Annotated in this window: 14 protein-coding genes; 9 read left to right on the forward strand and 5 right to left on the reverse strand. The window is 40.7% G+C overall.

Features of this window, described 5'->3' with window-relative positions:
• The first annotated feature begins 106 nt into the window (after positions 1–106).
• The 8 genes from alaS to rplA all read left to right on the forward strand — a co-directional run bounded on the left by alaS (position 107) and on the right by rplA (position 7831).
• Positions 107–2731, forward strand: a complete 2625-nt coding sequence (alaS, locus tag C8D76_RS06030; RefSeq protein WP_116631892.1) for an alanine--tRNA ligase — start codon at positions 107–109, stop codon at positions 2729–2731.
• Positions 2732–2809: 78 nt separating this feature from the next.
• Positions 2810–3001 (forward strand): carbon storage regulator CsrA, encoded by a 192-nt coding sequence (gene csrA / locus C8D76_RS06035; RefSeq protein ID WP_116631893.1) that lies wholly within the window; start codon positions 2810–2812, stop codon positions 2999–3001.
• 30 nt (positions 3002–3031) lie between these two features.
• The gene (locus C8D76_RS06040; RefSeq protein WP_116631894.1) at positions 3032–4396 is read left to right on the forward strand and encodes a phosphohexomutase domain-containing protein; all 1365 of its coding nucleotides are present in this window, start codon (positions 3032–3034) and stop codon (positions 4394–4396) included.
• Between the two features lie 82 nt (positions 4397–4478).
• Positions 4479–5366 carry a UTP--glucose-1-phosphate uridylyltransferase GalU gene (gene galU, locus C8D76_RS06045; protein WP_116631895.1) on the forward strand — a complete coding sequence of 296 codons (888 nt, stop codon included), beginning with the start codon at positions 4479–4481 and terminating at the stop codon, positions 5364–5366.
• A gap of 155 nt (positions 5367–5521) precedes the next feature.
• Positions 5522–5932, forward strand: a complete 411-nt coding sequence (gene secE, locus C8D76_RS06050; RefSeq protein WP_116631896.1) for a preprotein translocase subunit SecE — start codon at positions 5522–5524, stop codon at positions 5930–5932.
• 1 nt (position 5933) lies between these two features.
• Positions 5934–6491 carry a transcription termination/antitermination protein NusG gene (gene nusG / locus C8D76_RS06055; RefSeq protein ID WP_116631897.1) on the forward strand — a complete coding sequence of 186 codons (558 nt, stop codon included), beginning with the start codon at positions 5934–5936 and terminating at the stop codon, positions 6489–6491.
• 217 nt (positions 6492–6708) lie between these two features.
• Positions 6709–7137, forward strand: coding sequence for a 50S ribosomal protein L11 (gene rplK, locus C8D76_RS06060; protein WP_116631898.1), 429 nt, complete (start codon positions 6709–6711; stop codon positions 7135–7137).
• Between the two features lie 4 nt (positions 7138–7141).
• Complete coding sequence (gene rplA, locus C8D76_RS06065; RefSeq protein ID WP_116631899.1) at positions 7142–7831, forward strand: 50S ribosomal protein L1; 690 nt, start codon at positions 7142–7144, stop codon at positions 7829–7831.
• 396 nt (positions 7832–8227) lie between these two features.
• Here the strand turns inward: rplA and era are convergent, their stop codons facing one another.
• The 5 genes from era to grcA all read right to left on the reverse strand — a co-directional run bounded on the left by era (position 8228) and on the right by grcA (position 13220).
• Positions 8228–9154, reverse strand: a complete 927-nt coding sequence (era, locus tag C8D76_RS06070) for a GTPase Era (protein ID WP_116631900.1) — start codon at positions 9152–9154, stop codon at positions 8228–8230.
• A gap of 12 nt (positions 9155–9166) precedes the next feature.
• Positions 9167–9838 (reverse strand): ribonuclease III, encoded by a 672-nt coding sequence (rnc, locus tag C8D76_RS06075; RefSeq protein ID WP_116631901.1) that lies wholly within the window; start codon positions 9836–9838, stop codon positions 9167–9169.
• Between the two features lies 1 nt (position 9839).
• Complete coding sequence (gene lepB / locus C8D76_RS06080; protein ID WP_116631902.1) at positions 9840–10862, reverse strand: signal peptidase I; 1023 nt, start codon at positions 10860–10862, stop codon at positions 9840–9842.
• Between the two features lie 11 nt (positions 10863–10873).
• A complete protein-coding gene (gene lepA, locus C8D76_RS06085) occupies positions 10874–12667 on the reverse strand; it encodes a translation elongation factor 4 (protein WP_116631903.1) in 1794 nt (597 codons plus the stop codon).
• Positions 12668–12836: 169 nt separating this feature from the next.
• The gene (grcA, locus tag C8D76_RS06090; RefSeq protein ID WP_116631904.1) at positions 12837–13220 is read right to left on the reverse strand and encodes an autonomous glycyl radical cofactor GrcA; all 384 of its coding nucleotides are present in this window, start codon (positions 13218–13220) and stop codon (positions 12837–12839) included.
• Positions 13221–13484: 264 nt separating this feature from the next.
• On the opposite strand from grcA, the gene ung reads away from it, so the two are divergent.
• The gene (ung, locus tag C8D76_RS06095) at positions 13485–14153 is read left to right on the forward strand and encodes a uracil-DNA glycosylase (RefSeq protein ID WP_116631905.1); all 669 of its coding nucleotides are present in this window, start codon (positions 13485–13487) and stop codon (positions 14151–14153) included.

Raw genomic sequence — 14153 nt, forward strand, 5'->3', positions numbered from 1 at the left:
GTTTTGTTTTATGATAAATCTGAGAATTCCTTGAAAAAGCCGTTCTATAAATGTGAAAAATATGCCAAAATAAGCCGATTTTTAGACAAATTTCTTTAAGGTTACAATGAAAACAACAGCGCAAATTCGACAAGCATATTTAGATTTCTTCCATAGCAAGGGGCATACCGTAGTAGAAAGTAGCTCTCTTGTGCCAGAAAATGATCCAACGTTATTATTTACTAATGCGGGGATGAACCAATTTAAAGATGTGTTCTTAGGCATGGAAAAACGCCCTTACACCCGTGCGACAACGGCTCAACGTTGTGTGCGTGCTGGTGGTAAACACAATGACTTAGAAAACGTGGGCTACACCGCCAGACACCATACATTCTTTGAAATGATGGGGAATTTCAGTTTTGGTGATTATTTCAAACATGATGCGATCCAATTCGCTTGGGAGTTTTTAACTTCATCGCAATGGTTAGGATTGCCGAAAGAAAAATTATACGTCACCGTGTATGAAACGGATGATGAAGCCTATGACATTTGGAATAATGTCGTAGGCGTGCCAGCGGAGCATATTATCCGTATCGGCGATAATAAAGGCGCGCCTTATGCTTCAGATAATTTCTGGGCAATGGGCGATACAGGACCTTGTGGCCCTTGTACCGAAATTTTCTATGATCATGGCGATCATATTTGGGGCGGCTTGCCAGGTTCTCCAGAAGAAGACGGCGACCGTTATATTGAAGTCTGGAATATCGTGTTCATGCAGTTTAACCGTTTGCCAGATGGCACAATGGAAAAATTGCCAAAACCATCAGTGGATACGGGCATGGGCTTGGAACGTATGACAGCCGTGCTGCAACATGTGAATTCAAACTACGAAATCGATATTTTCCAAACATTAATTAAAAAAGTCGCAGAAGTGGTTGGCACACAAGATTTAGGCAATAAATCATTGCGTGTTATTGCAGACCATATTCGCTCTTGTGCCTATTTAATCGCTGACGGTGTTATCCCATCAAATGAAGGCCGTGGCTATGTCTTGCGCCGCATTATTCGCCGCGCGGTACGTCATGGACATTTGCTTGGTGCGAAAGAAACCTTCTTCTACAAATTAGTGCCGACACTCATTGAAGTTATGGCAGCAGCGGGCAAACAAGTTAAAGAAAAACAAGCGAACGTTGAAAAATTATTACGCTTAGAAGAAGAACAATTTGCACGCACCCTTGAACGTGGGTTGGCATTGTTAGATGAGGCATTGGCTAACGTGAAAAATGGCGTGCTTTCTGGCGATGTCGCCTTTAAGCTCTACGATACTTACGGTTTCCCATTAGATTTAACCGCCGATGTATGCCGTGAGCGCAATATTAACATTGATGAAGAAGGCTTTGAGCGCGAAATGGAAGCGCAACGCTTACGCGCACAAGCAGCAAGCAACTTCGGTGTGGATTATAGTAGCGTTATTCGTGTTGACGGCGAAACCAAGTTTGAAGGCTATACCCATGACGAAAGTTTGGCAAAAGTGACCGCACTTTTCTATGATGGTAAATCAGTAGAAACCATTACTGCGGGACAAAGTGCGGTGGTGGTATTAGAAAATACGCCATTCTACGCAGAAATGGGTGGTCAAATTGGCGACAGCGGTGTGTTGACCGCAAATGGCGTGCAATTTGAAGTGAAAGATACACAAAAATATGGCTTTGTTTTTGGTCACGTTGGTGAGCTAGAACAAGGCACATTAAGCGTTGGGCAAATTGTGAATGCAACGGTAAATCATGAACGTCGCCAGCAAACTCGCTTAAATCACAGTGCAACACATTTATTACACGCAGCATTGCGCCAAGTATTAGGCGAACATGTGGCGCAGAAAGGTTCTTTAGTGGCTGATACAGGTCTGCGCTTTGACTTTGTGCAACCTGAAGCGGTGAGCAAAGAACAGATCGCGGAGATCGAACGTTTAGTGAACTTCCACGTGCGTGCAAATCACCCTGTACTTACTGAAGAGATGGGTGTCGAAGAAGCGAAAGCGAAAGGCGCAATGGCATTATTCGGTGAGAAATATGGCGATGTCGTACGCGTTGTTACTATGAGTCCATTCTCGATTGAACTTTGTGGCGGCTTGCACGTAGAGCGCACAGGTGAAATTGGTTTATTCAAAATTATCTCAGAAAGCGCGGTGGCAGCGGGTATCCGCCGTATCGAAGCGGTGACTGGCGAGGGCGCAATGAATTGGTTGTTTAATCAACAAGCCATTTTGGCGCAAAGCGCGGAATTACTGAAATCTGACGTGCCATCACTGCCTGAAAAAATTGTTCAGTTACAAGATAAAGCGAAGAAAACGGAAAAAGAATTAGAGCAGTTAAAAGCGAAAGCAGCACAGGCTGCAGGTTCAAACCTCGCACAAAGTGCGGTCAAAATTGGTGAAGTTTCGGTGATTGTTCATCAGCTTGATGGCGTGGATGCGAAAGCATTGCGTGTCATGGTGGATGATTTGAAAAATCAATTAGGCTCTGGTGTTGTCGCGTTGGGTTCAGTGGCAGAAGATAAAGTAAACCTAATTGTTGGGGTGACAGCAGATTTAACTTCAAAAGTTAAAGCTGGCGAACTCGTTAATGTGATGGCGCAACAGGTTGGCGGAAAAGGTGGTGGTCGCCCAGATATGGCGATGGCTGGTGGTTCTCAACCTGAAAATGTATCAGTGGCATTAAATGCTGCATCAGATTGGTTAAAAGCCAATTTGTAATGACACCTTGCGGCGATGAATGACTGCTCGCCGCAAGGTTATCTAGGGATAGAACGACAGGCATATTAGGGGGTCTGTATGTTAATTTTAACCCGTAAAGTCGGTGAAAGCTTGCTTATCGGCGATGATATTTCTATCACTGTTTTGAGTGTGCGGGGTAACCAAGTGAAAATTGGGGTGAACGCACCAAAGGATGTGTCTGTTCATCGTGAAGAAATCTATCAGCGCATTAAGGAATTGGAGGAGGGCAAAAATGATAATAGTAAATGATTTGCCTCGCTTAGATCATTGGGAGGTCTTATGTCTAAACTAACTTGTTTTAAAGCCTACGATATTCGTGGTCGTTTGGGCGATGAATTAAATGCCGACATTGTTTATCGTATTGGTCGTGCGTTTGGTCAGTTTTTAAAACCCAAAACGATTGTTGTGGGTGGCGATGTTCGTTTAACAAGTAAAGAATTAAAAAGCGCAGTAACGAATGGTTTGTTAGACTCAGGCGTTAACGTTATTGATTTAGGCGAAGTCGGCACGGAAGAGGTGTATTTTGCGACTTCATTCTTAAAGGCAGATGGCGGTATCGAAGTCACCGCAAGCCATAATCCAATGGATTTTAACGGGTTGAAATTAGTGCGCGAAGGTTCTCGCCCTATTAGTGCGGACACAGGTTTGGCGGACATTCAACGCTTGGCGGAAGAAAATAACTTCCCAGCCGTTGCCCAACGTGGTTCCTATAAACAACAATCTGTATTAGGGGATTATGTTGAGCGTTTATTATCTTATGTAAATTTGGATAATATCAAACCACTAAAATTAGTGATTAATTCGGGCAATGGCGCGGCAGGTCATGTGGTTGATGCGATTGAAGCGCAATTCAAAGCTCGTCATGTGCCCATTGAATTCGTGAAAGTGCATAATAACCCAGATGGCACATTCCCGCACGGTATCCCTAATCCGATTTTACATGATAACCGCCAAGATACCATTGATGCTGTGTTAGCTAACCAAGCGGATTTTGGTATCGCTTTTGATGGCGATTTTGACCGCTGTTTCTTCTTTGATGAGCATGGTGGCTTTATTGAAGGCTACTATGTTGTGGGGTTATTAGGTCAAGCGTTTGCTCAAAAACATAAAGGTGCCAAGATTATTTATGATCCACGTTTGATCTGGAATACAGAAAAATTAGTGGCAGAAAATGGTGGCGAAGCCGTGATGTCTAAGTCTGGGCATTCATTTATTAAAGAAAAAATGCGCGAAGTGGATGCGGTATATGGCGGCGAAATGTCAGCACACCATTATTTCCGTGATTTCTATTATTGTGATAGTGGTATGATCCCATGGTTGCTTGTGATGGAATTAGTTTGCACAACAGGTAAAACCCTAGGGCAATTAGTGAATGAAAGTATTGATACTTATCCGTCACCAGGTGAGATTAATAGCAAATTAACAGATGCAAAAGCATCAATTGCGCGCGTGCGTGCCGCTTATGAAAAAGAGGCTGTTAGCGTGAGCGATCTGGATGGTATCAGTATTGAATATCCAAATTGGCGCTTTAATTTACGCAGTTCAAATACCGAGCCTGTAGTGCGCTTAAATCTTGAAACGCGTGGCGATAAAAAATTAATGCAAGAGAAAACGGATGAAATTTTGGCATTGTTACGTCAATAAGCTGTAAAATTTGGTAAATTTTGACCGCACTTAGCATTGTTTATGTTAAAGTGCGGTCGTTTATATATAAAAAGGAAAAGACATGAAAGTGATTATCCCTGTGGCGGGGCTAGGTACCCGTATGTTGCCAGCGACCAAAGCGATTCCAAAGGAAATGTTAACATTAGTTGACAAGCCATTAATTCAATATGTGGTGAATGAATGTGTGGCAGCTGGCGTTAAAGAAATTGTCTTGGTTACCCATTCTTCAAAAAATGCAATCGAAAACCACTTTGATACCTCCTATGAGCTTGAATCAATGCTTGAAAAACGTGTTAAACGTCAGTTATTGGAAGAAGTGCGTTCAATTTGCCCGAAAGATGTGACTATTATGCATGTGCGTCAAGGTAATGCGAAAGGTTTGGGGCATGCGGTGTTATGTGGTCGTCCATTAGTAGGGAATGAACCTTTTGCTGTGGTGTTGCCAGATGTGCTATTGGCTGAGTTTACCGCAGATCAAAAAACAGAAAATTTAGCGGCGATGATTAAACGTTTTAATGAAACAGGCAACAGCCAAATCATGGTAGCCCCCGTTGATCCTAAAGAGGTAAGCAGTTATGGGGTGGCGGATTGTAATGGCGCTGAATTTACCAGTGGAGTAAGTGCTAAAATTTCACGCATGGTAGAAAAACCGAAAGTAGAAGATGCACCGTCAAATCTTGCAGTTGTAGGGCGTTATGTCTTTTCAAAAGCAATTTGGGATTTATTAGAGAAAACCCCAATGGGCGTTGGTGATGAAATTCAGCTCACTGATGCTATTGATATGTTGATAGAAAAAGAAACCGTTGAAGCTTTCCAAATGTCTGGCGAGTCTTTTGATTGTGGTGATAAGATCGGTTATATGCAAGCTTTTGTTGAATATGGTTTGCAACACGACAAATTAGGCGCTCAATTTAAAGATTATTTGAAAAAATTAGCAAAAACGCTATAAGCGTTAAATTTAAACTAAAGGCTAAGAAATCGGACATTCTTAGCCTTTCTTTTGCCCTTTCGCGAAAAAAATTAATATGAAAGCGTGAAATAAAATGCTAAAATAGCCAATTCAAAAGTATTCCAAACTATTTTTACATCGAATTAGGTTTATTTATGGCTTTAGTTGCTGATAAAAAGAAAAACGTTATTGAAGAAGTCGGCCAAAAATCCAAAGGCGTAAACATTTGTCTATGGTTATTGGCTCTTGCGATTATCCTTGTTGCCTCAGTGGGTAATGTAGTCTTTGCAGATCAATATTCAACACCAATCCGTGTTGTTGCAATTTTTGTACTCATCGTGCTTGCATTAGTGTTTGCAGCCTTAACCAATGAAGGTAAACGCGCGATTGCATTCTTTAGTGAATCAAGAACAGAATTAAGACGAATTGTATGGCCAACTCGTCCAGAAGCAATGCAAACAACTTTTATTGTTATTGCGGCAACCGTATTATTGTCTTTGATTTTATGGGGCTTTGACAGTGTTATCATTGCCGTGCTTAATTTCTTAACTAATTTGAGATTCTAAAATGACAGAAACAACAGCTCCTAAAAAACGTTGGTATGTATTACAAGCTTTCTCTGGTTTTGAAAGCCGCGTGGCAACGACATTACGTGAATATATCAAATTAAACCAAATGGAAGATCAATTTGGCGAAGTCCTTGTTCCTACCGAAGAAGTGGTTGAAAATGTGGCGGGAAAACGTCGTAAAAGTGAACGAAAATTTTTCCCAGGCTATGTATTAGTACAAATGGAAATGAATGACTACACTTGGCAGCTCGTGCGTAGCGTGCCTCGTGTTATGGGTTTCATTGGCGGTACGCCAGATAAACCATTGCCAATTAGTCAACGTGAAGCAGATATTATTTTAAATCGTGTTGAACAAAATGCAGATAAACCACGTCATCGTAATGAATATCATCCTGGTGAAGAAGTGCGTGTAACTGAAGGTCCATTTGCGGACTTTAATGGTACGGTTGAAGAAGTGGATTACGAAAAAGGTCGCTTGAAAGTGTCTGTATCTATCTTTGGACGCGCAACCCCTGTTGAACTTGAATTTTCTCAGGTAGAAAAATCAAACGGATAAGTCAATGAAATAATAAAGAGCAAACGAATCAGTTTGCTCTTTTTTGATTAAAATAAGCCGATAAAACGGCTTGAATTTTAACCGCACTTTGCGTATAATCCGCAACCTATTATGAGCAAGATAACTTGCTCATATTTTTGTGTAACAACACTTTTGTGTTATTTATCATCGGGGAGCTGATTTCAGCGCTTGTACCCAAAACATAGGAAACTAAAAAATGGCAAAAAAAGTCCAAGCATATATTAAGTTGCAAGTTGCAGCTGGTATGGCTAACCCTTCACCACCAGTTGGTCCTGCATTAGGTCAACAAGGTGTTAATATCATGGAATTCTGTAAAGCATTCAACGCTCGTACTGAAAGCATTGAAAAAGGTTTACCAATTCCAGTGGTTATCACAGTATATGCTGATAAATCATTCACTTTCGTGACTAAAACTCCACCAGCAGCAGTATTACTTAAAAAAGCTGTTGGCATCAAATCTGGTTCAGGTAAACCGAACAAAGAGAAAGTGGGTACAGTAACGCAAGAGCAATTACGTCAAATCGCTGAAACTAAAGCTGCGGATATGACAGGTGCGACTATCGAAACTAAAATGAAATCAATCGCTGGTACAGCTCGCTCAATGGGCTTAATCGTAGAGGAATAATACAATGGCTAAATTGACTAAAAAAATGAAAGCAATTAAAGCTGGCGTAGATTCTACTAAAGCTTACGAAATCAACGAAGCAATCGCAGTGTTAAAACAATTTGCAACAGCTAAATTCGTTGAAAGCGTAGACGTAGCGGTGAACTTAGGTATCGACCCTCGTAAATCAGACCAAAATGTGCGTGGTGCAACAGTATTACCACATGGTACAGGTCGTACAGCTCGAGTAGCCGTATTCACACAAGGTGCAAATGCGGAAGCAGCTAAAGAAGCAGGCGCTGATTTAGTGGGTATGGAAGATTTAGCAGAGCAAATCAAGAAAGGCGAAATGAACTTTGATGTTGTTATCGCTTCTCCAGATGCAATGCGTGTTGTAGGTCAATTAGGTCAAGTATTAGGTCCACGTGGCTTAATGCCAAACCCAAAAGTTGGTACTGTAACACCAAACGTTGCTGAAGCAGTTAAAAATGCTAAATCAGGTCAGGTTCGTTACCGTAATGACAAAAATGGTATTATCCATACAACAATCGGTAAAGCAGACTTTGCACCAGAACAATTAAAAGATAACTTAGTTGCGTTATTAGCAGCATTAAATAAAGCTAGACCAACAACAGCTAAAGGTATCTTCATCAAGAAAGTAAGCATCTCTACAACTATGGGTGCTGGTGTTGCTGTTGATCAAGCATCACTTTAATTTCTGATTAGAATAAAGACCACATAGAATAAAATCTATGTGGTTTTTTATTTTTGATAAGATGATACCTTTGTTATTTCTACCATGCATATAAATCTATTCCCAGTCATAGTAATCTCTGTCTATATAAGTGAAATATTTAATTATTTAATATAGAGTGTATTTGATATAGATACCGTTTGGGGCTGAGCAATGGGTTTAAATAGTCAACAATTCAATTGGTAAATGAGAAGAATGCGCTCTCTCTAAAATCTAATAGATTAGCTGTTTTTGAGGGCTATTTAACTAAATTAGCAAGATAAAAGTTGGTGGTGGGAATAAAAGACTAAATATCGTAAAATTTGACCGCACTTGGTTAGTCGAAAAGTGCGGTCAAATTTTTATAAGTTTTAAGAACTAGTAATCTTCCATATAACCTAGGCTGCGTAGGGCGCGTTCGTCGTCTGCCCAGCCCGATTTGACTTTGACCCAAAGTTCTAAATGGACTTTATTGTCAAATAGGCGTTCCATATCTTGGCGGGCTTCCGTGCCGATGACCTTGATTTTTTGTCCGCCTTGGCCGATAACCATTTTTTTCTGACCATCTCGTTCAACAAGAATTAGTCCGTTAATTTCATAAACGCCACGTTCGTTGAGTTTGAATTGTTCAATTTCAACGGTAACAGAATAGGGCAGCTCTTCCCCCATAAAACGCATTAGTTTTTCACGAATAATTTCCGATGCCATAAAGCGTTGTGAGCGGTCGGTAACGTAATCTTCAGGGAAATGGTGAATGCCTGGTTTTAGATAACTACGTACAATTTTTTGCAAGTTATGCACATTATTGCCGCGTTGTGCTGAAATTGGCACGATTTCTTTAAAGTTAAATTTCGCTGTGATTTCATTGATGAATGGCAATAATTCATCTTTATTTTTCACGTTGTCAATTTTGTTAATAGCTAACACCACAGGTGCTTTGGCTTGGCGCAATTTATTCAGCACCATTTCATCATCTTCATTCCAATGGGTACCATCCACAACAAAGATAACTAAATCTACATCGCCAATTGCAGAGCTTGCCGCTTTGTTCATTAGGCGGTTAATCGCGCGCTTTTCTTCAATGTGTAGCCCTGGTGTATCAACATAAACTGCTTGGTATGGGCCTTCAGTATGAATGCCCACAATACGATGGCGGGTGGTTTGCGCTTTGCGTGAGGTAATGGAGATTTTTTGACCTAAGATTTTGTTAAGTAATGTGGATTTACCTACGTTAGGGCGCCCTACGATCGCAATAAAACCACAATAGGTTTCTTCAGCTTCTGTTGTTAAAATTTCATCTGTCATTCTGTTGCCTTGTTAAATTTGCAATTCTTTTAAAATTTGTTCTGCTGCAGCTTGCTCTGCTTTACGACGGCTGGCGGCAATGCCGACAAAAGTGCGGTCTAAATTGGAAACGTGACATTCCACTGTAAAGGTTTGGCAATGGGCTTCGCCTTTAATATCAGCAACGTTATAGATTGGTAGCGGAAGGCGTTTGCCTTGCAGATATTCTTGCAAGCGTGTTTTGGGATCTTTTTGGTTTTCGCCTGGTTTGATATCGTGCAGATATTGCGTATACCATTGACGTACGATTGCCATTGCTTGCGGTAGGTCACTATCTCGCGACATTGCGCCAATAATAGCTTCGACGCAGTCGGCAAGAATAGAAGCACGGCGAAATCCGCCACTTTTGAGCTCACCCGCACCTAATGCCATATAATCGCCTAGCTCGAAATCTTTGGCGATTTCCGCTAAGGTTTGCTCGCGTACTAAGGTGGCGCGCATTCGACTGAGCTCTCCTTCGTTACAGGCAGGGAATTGCTGATAAAGCGCTTCGCCAATGGTGAGATTTAAAATGGCATCGCCTAAAAACTCTAATCGTTCATTATGAATTTTAGCCGCACTTCGGTGCGTTAAGGCTTGTTTTAATAACGCAGAATCGGCGAATTGATAACCGATTTTGCGTTGTAGTCTATCTAGTTGATTCATATTATTGGATTTTGGTGAATAAGCGTTCGGTACGAATTCCTGTCGGCCATTGGTTTGGTTTTTTATCTAAACTCAACCAAATGTAGCTGGCTTTTCCCACAATATTTTTTTCAGGCACAAAACCCCAGAAACGGCTGTCTTCACTCATATTGCGATTATCGCCCATCATGAAGTAATGATCAGCAGGAACGACCCATTCAGTAACATAATATTCTTGTTTTGCATAATCTTTATAACGGAATCCTTCTGAAATAGGCTCTGGATACCAATGAATTTTATGGCTAACATCGCCAGTTTCTGTGAGTTCTAACATGCTTGGGCCATAGATAAAACTCCCGTCTGGATTGCGCCCCATAATCGCTTTAAATTTATCGTTAGCTTGCGGCGTGCTATAAGTGAATTCTTTCACTGTACAGTTTTCTTCACAAGGCTTGCCGTTATTACCATATACAACGGTTAATTTACGTTCGAGTTCATTATATAAAATACGATCCCCGCCAATACCAATCACGCGTTTAATGTAGTCAATATTGGGTGCTGGTGGCGCTTTAAAGACAACAACATCGCCACGTTTTACTTTGCCTGTTTGGATGATGGTATTTTGGAAAACGGGATCTTTAATACCGTAAGCATATTTTTCGACCACAATGAAATCGCCTACTAGCAATGTTGGCTCCATTGATTGTGATGGAATCTGGAATGGCTCAAACAGGAATGAGCGCAGAATCAAGACAAAAGCGAGCACAGGGAATAGCGAAGCGATAAATTCTTCTCCTTCACCAATGGGCTCAATTTTCGCTTTTTCTTCAGCGCTAAGTTCATGACCTGTGCGTTGTTCTGTGCGCGCAATTTGACGTTTACGGCGTGGAATGACGGAAAAACGATGATAGCACCATAAAATCCCAGAAAGTGCGGTCAATAAAATGAGTAAAATTGAAAAGGTGTTGGGTAATTGTAAGTGATCTAACACTTTCCAAATCCCAAAACCGACCACCAATAAAATAGGGAGAAAAAGTTTTGACATAGTATTCCTTATTAATCTTTTCCTACATGTAAAATAGCTAAAAACGCTTCTTGTGGCACTTCAACATTGCCTAGCTGTTTCATGCGTTTTTTACCTTCTTTCTGTTTCTGTAACAGTTTTTTCTTACGACTCACATCGCCACCATAACATTTGGCTAACACGTTTTTACGCAACTGTTTCACGGTAGAGCGTGCGATGACTTGGTTGCCGATTGCCGCTTGAATCGCAATATCGAATTGTTGACGTGGAATTAATTCTTTCATTTTTTCCACTAATTCACGCCCACGATAGGCGGCATTATCTTTGTGCACGATTAAAGCCAGTGCATCTACTCGTTCACCGTTAATCATAATATCTACACGCACCATATTTGCCGCTTGGAAACGTTTGAAACCGTAGTCCAAGGAAGCGTATCCACGAGAGGTCGATTTTAAACGGTCAAAGAAATCCAATACCACTTCGCCCATTGGGATTTCATAGGTTAAGGCAATTTGGTTACCGTGATAAACCATATTAGTTTGCACGCCGCGTTTTTCTACACAAAGTGTAATCACATTGCCTAAATATTCTTGTGGCACCAATATATTACATTCAGCAATCGGCTCGCGAATTTCTTGAATATTATTCAGTGGTGGCAATTTTGATGGGCTATCCACATAGACCACATCGCCATTCGTCAGTTCCACTTCATACACTACTGTCGGCGCGGTGGTGATTAAGTCTAAATCGTATTCTCGTTCTAAACGCTCTTGGATAATTTCCATATGGAGCAAGCCCAAGAAACCACAACGGAAACCAAAGCCCAGAGCGGTTGATGTTTCTGGTTCATAGAACAAGGAAGCATCGTTAAGGCTTAATTTACCTAATGCATCGCGGAATGCTTCATAATCATCAGAACTCACAGGGAATAAACCCGCATAAACTTGCGGTTTGACTTTCTTGAAGCCAGGTAATACTTCTGTTGCGCTATTATGTTGATGAGTGAATGTATCCCCCACTGGTGCGCCTAAAATATCTTTAATAGCGCAAACAACCCAGCCCACTTCACCAGTTTTCAGCTCAGTTGTATCGAGTTGTTTTGGCGTAAAAATACCAAGACGATCAACATTATAGGCTTGCCCTGTGGACATCACTTTGATCTTATCGCCTTTTTTCATCACCCCATTTTTAACGCGAACGAGAGAAACAACCCCTAAGTAATTATCAAACCAAGAGTCAATAATTAGCGCTTGCAATGGCGCATTCATATCGCCCTCAGGTGCTGGAATTTTATGGACGATTTCTTCTAAAACATCCTCAATCCCCACCCCTGTTTTGGCTGAACAACGCACTGCTTCCATCGCATCAATACCAACAATGTCTTCAATTTCTTCGGCAACACGTTCAGGATCGGCGGCAGGTAAGTCAATTTTATTTAAAATTGGCACGACTTCTAAATCCATTTCAATCGCGGTATAGCAGTTTGCTAAGGTTTGTGCTTCTACACCTTGCCCCGCATCAACAACGAGTAATGCGCCCTCGCAGGCAGCGAGAGAGCGTGATACTTCATAAGAAAAATCCACATGCCCCGGCGTATCAATAAAGTTTAATTGATAAGTTTCGCCATCTTTTGCTTTGTAATTTAAAGTAACACTTTGTGCTTTGATCGTGATCCCACGTTCACGCTCAAGATCCATTGAGTCAAGCACTTGCGCTTCCATTTCACGGTCAGACAAACCACCACAGGTTTGAATTAAGCGGTCAGAAAGTGTGGATTTACCGTGGTCAATATGGGCAATAATGGAAAAGTTACGAATGTTTTTCATCATAAAAATTTAAAATCTAGTAAATTGTTTTTTATAAAAATTTAATCGATGAATTGTACCTGAAAGGCTCGGATACTGCTAGAAGTGCGGTCATAAAATACGTTGTTTTATGCAAAAAAATACCCCAAAGCGAACTTTGGGGTAGTTTTTGCTAAACTACTTTCAGAAATTATAGAGATTCAGTGAAAGTACGAGTAATAACATCGCGTTGTTGTTCTGGTGTTAATGAGTTGAAACGCACTGCATAACCAGACACACGAATTGTTAATTGTGGGTAGTTTTCAGGGTGTTTCACTGCATCTTCTAAAGTTTCGCGACGTAATACGTTTACGTTTAAGTGTTGACCACCTTCCACTTTTACAGTTGGACGTACATCAACTGGTAATTCACGATATTCGAATTGACCTAATTCGCTAACTGCAACAACTTGGTCTTCTGCGAAATCTTTTTTCGCTGCTAAACAACGTGCTTCACCTTTTTCTGCGTCTAATAACCAGAATGAGTTTAATAAGCTGTCGTTTGCTGCTTGAGTAATTTGGATACCTTTAATCATTTTTTGCCTCCATTTGGCTGTTGGAAATGTATAAATTCAAAAGTTGTTATAAATTTTATCAAAAAATTTGAAAGGGTCAACTTTTTTTTGATTTTAATCAATTCTAAATTTCTATCGAATAAATCGCTGAATTGATCCATATCAATTGAATTGTGTAAAGAATACTCACTTTTTATAGGGTTATCAAGTGACTTTTCATAAAAAACTACCGAAAATGACCGCACTTCTTTATAATTAGGGCATTTCTATGCTTAAGGAGTTGGGATGAAAACTTGGAAAGATGTGATTGCCATCGAGAAAACACAACCGTATTTTCAACAGATTCTTGCGCAAGTTCAACAAGCCCGTCAAGCTGGCAAAATTGTTTATCCACCACAGAATGAAATTTTTAGTGCGTTCAAATTAACGGAATTTGAACAGGTCAAAGTGGTTATTTTAGGGCAAGATCCTTATCACGGACCGAATCAAGCCCATGGTTTAGCATTTTCAGTGAAGCCTTCAGTGAAAATTCCCCCATCACTTTTGAATATGTATAAAGAATTGAAAAATGAATATCCTGATTTCCAAATCCCGAATCATGGCTATCTCGTTCCTTGGGCAGAGCAAGGCGTGTTGTTATTAAATACGGTGCTGACGGTCGAACAAGGACAAGCCCATTCTCATGCGAATTTTGGCTGGGAAACTTTTACCGACCACGTTATTCAAGCGTTAAATGAACGGCGTGAAAATTTGGTTTTTTTATTATGGGGCAGTCATGCGCAACGAAAAGGGCAATTTATTGACCGCACTAAGCATTGCGTATTAACCGCCGTGCATCCTTCGCCGTTATCAGCCAATCGAGGTTTTTTCGGCTGTGGACATTTTGCCAAAGCGAATGACTATTTATCTTCAAAAAATTTATCCCCCATTAAGTGGCAATTAGCAAATATTTAG

The sequence above is a fragment of the Alitibacter langaaensis DSM 22999 genome, assembly GCF_003096995.1.
GTDB classification, from domain to species: domain Bacteria; phylum Pseudomonadota; class Gammaproteobacteria; order Enterobacterales; family Pasteurellaceae; genus Exercitatus; species Exercitatus langaaensis.

Excerpts from the sequence above, each read along its gene's own strand:
- rplA (WP_116631899.1), top strand. The coding sequence starts at position 7,142 with ATGGCTAAATTGACTAAAAAAATGAAAGCAATTAAAGCTGGCGTAGAT.
- grcA (WP_116631904.1), bottom strand. The coding sequence starts at position 13,220 with ATGATTAAAGGTATCCAAATTACTCAAGCAGCAAACGACAGCTTATTA.
- ung (WP_116631905.1), top strand. The coding sequence starts at position 13,485 with ATGAAAACTTGGAAAGATGTGATTGCCATCGAGAAAACACAACCGTAT.
- csrA (WP_116631893.1), top strand. The coding sequence starts at position 2,810 with ATGTTAATTTTAACCCGTAAAGTCGGTGAAAGCTTGCTTATCGGCGAT.
- C8D76_RS06040 (WP_116631894.1), top strand. The coding sequence starts at position 3,032 with ATGTCTAAACTAACTTGTTTTAAAGCCTACGATATTCGTGGTCGTTTG.
- galU (WP_116631895.1), top strand. The coding sequence starts at position 4,479 with ATGAAAGTGATTATCCCTGTGGCGGGGCTAGGTACCCGTATGTTGCCA.
- rnc (WP_116631901.1), bottom strand. The coding sequence starts at position 9,838 with ATGAATCAACTAGATAGACTACAACGCAAAATCGGTTATCAATTCGCC.
- lepB (WP_116631902.1), bottom strand. The coding sequence starts at position 10,862 with ATGTCAAAACTTTTTCTCCCTATTTTATTGGTGGTCGGTTTTGGGATT.
- nusG (WP_116631897.1), top strand. The coding sequence starts at position 5,934 with ATGACAGAAACAACAGCTCCTAAAAAACGTTGGTATGTATTACAAGCT.
- lepA (WP_116631903.1), bottom strand. The coding sequence starts at position 12,667 with ATGAAAAACATTCGTAACTTTTCCATTATTGCCCATATTGACCACGGT.
- alaS (WP_116631892.1), top strand. The coding sequence starts at position 107 with ATGAAAACAACAGCGCAAATTCGACAAGCATATTTAGATTTCTTCCAT.
- secE (WP_116631896.1), top strand. The coding sequence starts at position 5,522 with ATGGCTTTAGTTGCTGATAAAAAGAAAAACGTTATTGAAGAAGTCGGC.
- era (WP_116631900.1), bottom strand. The coding sequence starts at position 9,154 with ATGACAGATGAAATTTTAACAACAGAAGCTGAAGAAACCTATTGTGGT.
- rplK (WP_116631898.1), top strand. The coding sequence starts at position 6,709 with ATGGCAAAAAAAGTCCAAGCATATATTAAGTTGCAAGTTGCAGCTGGT.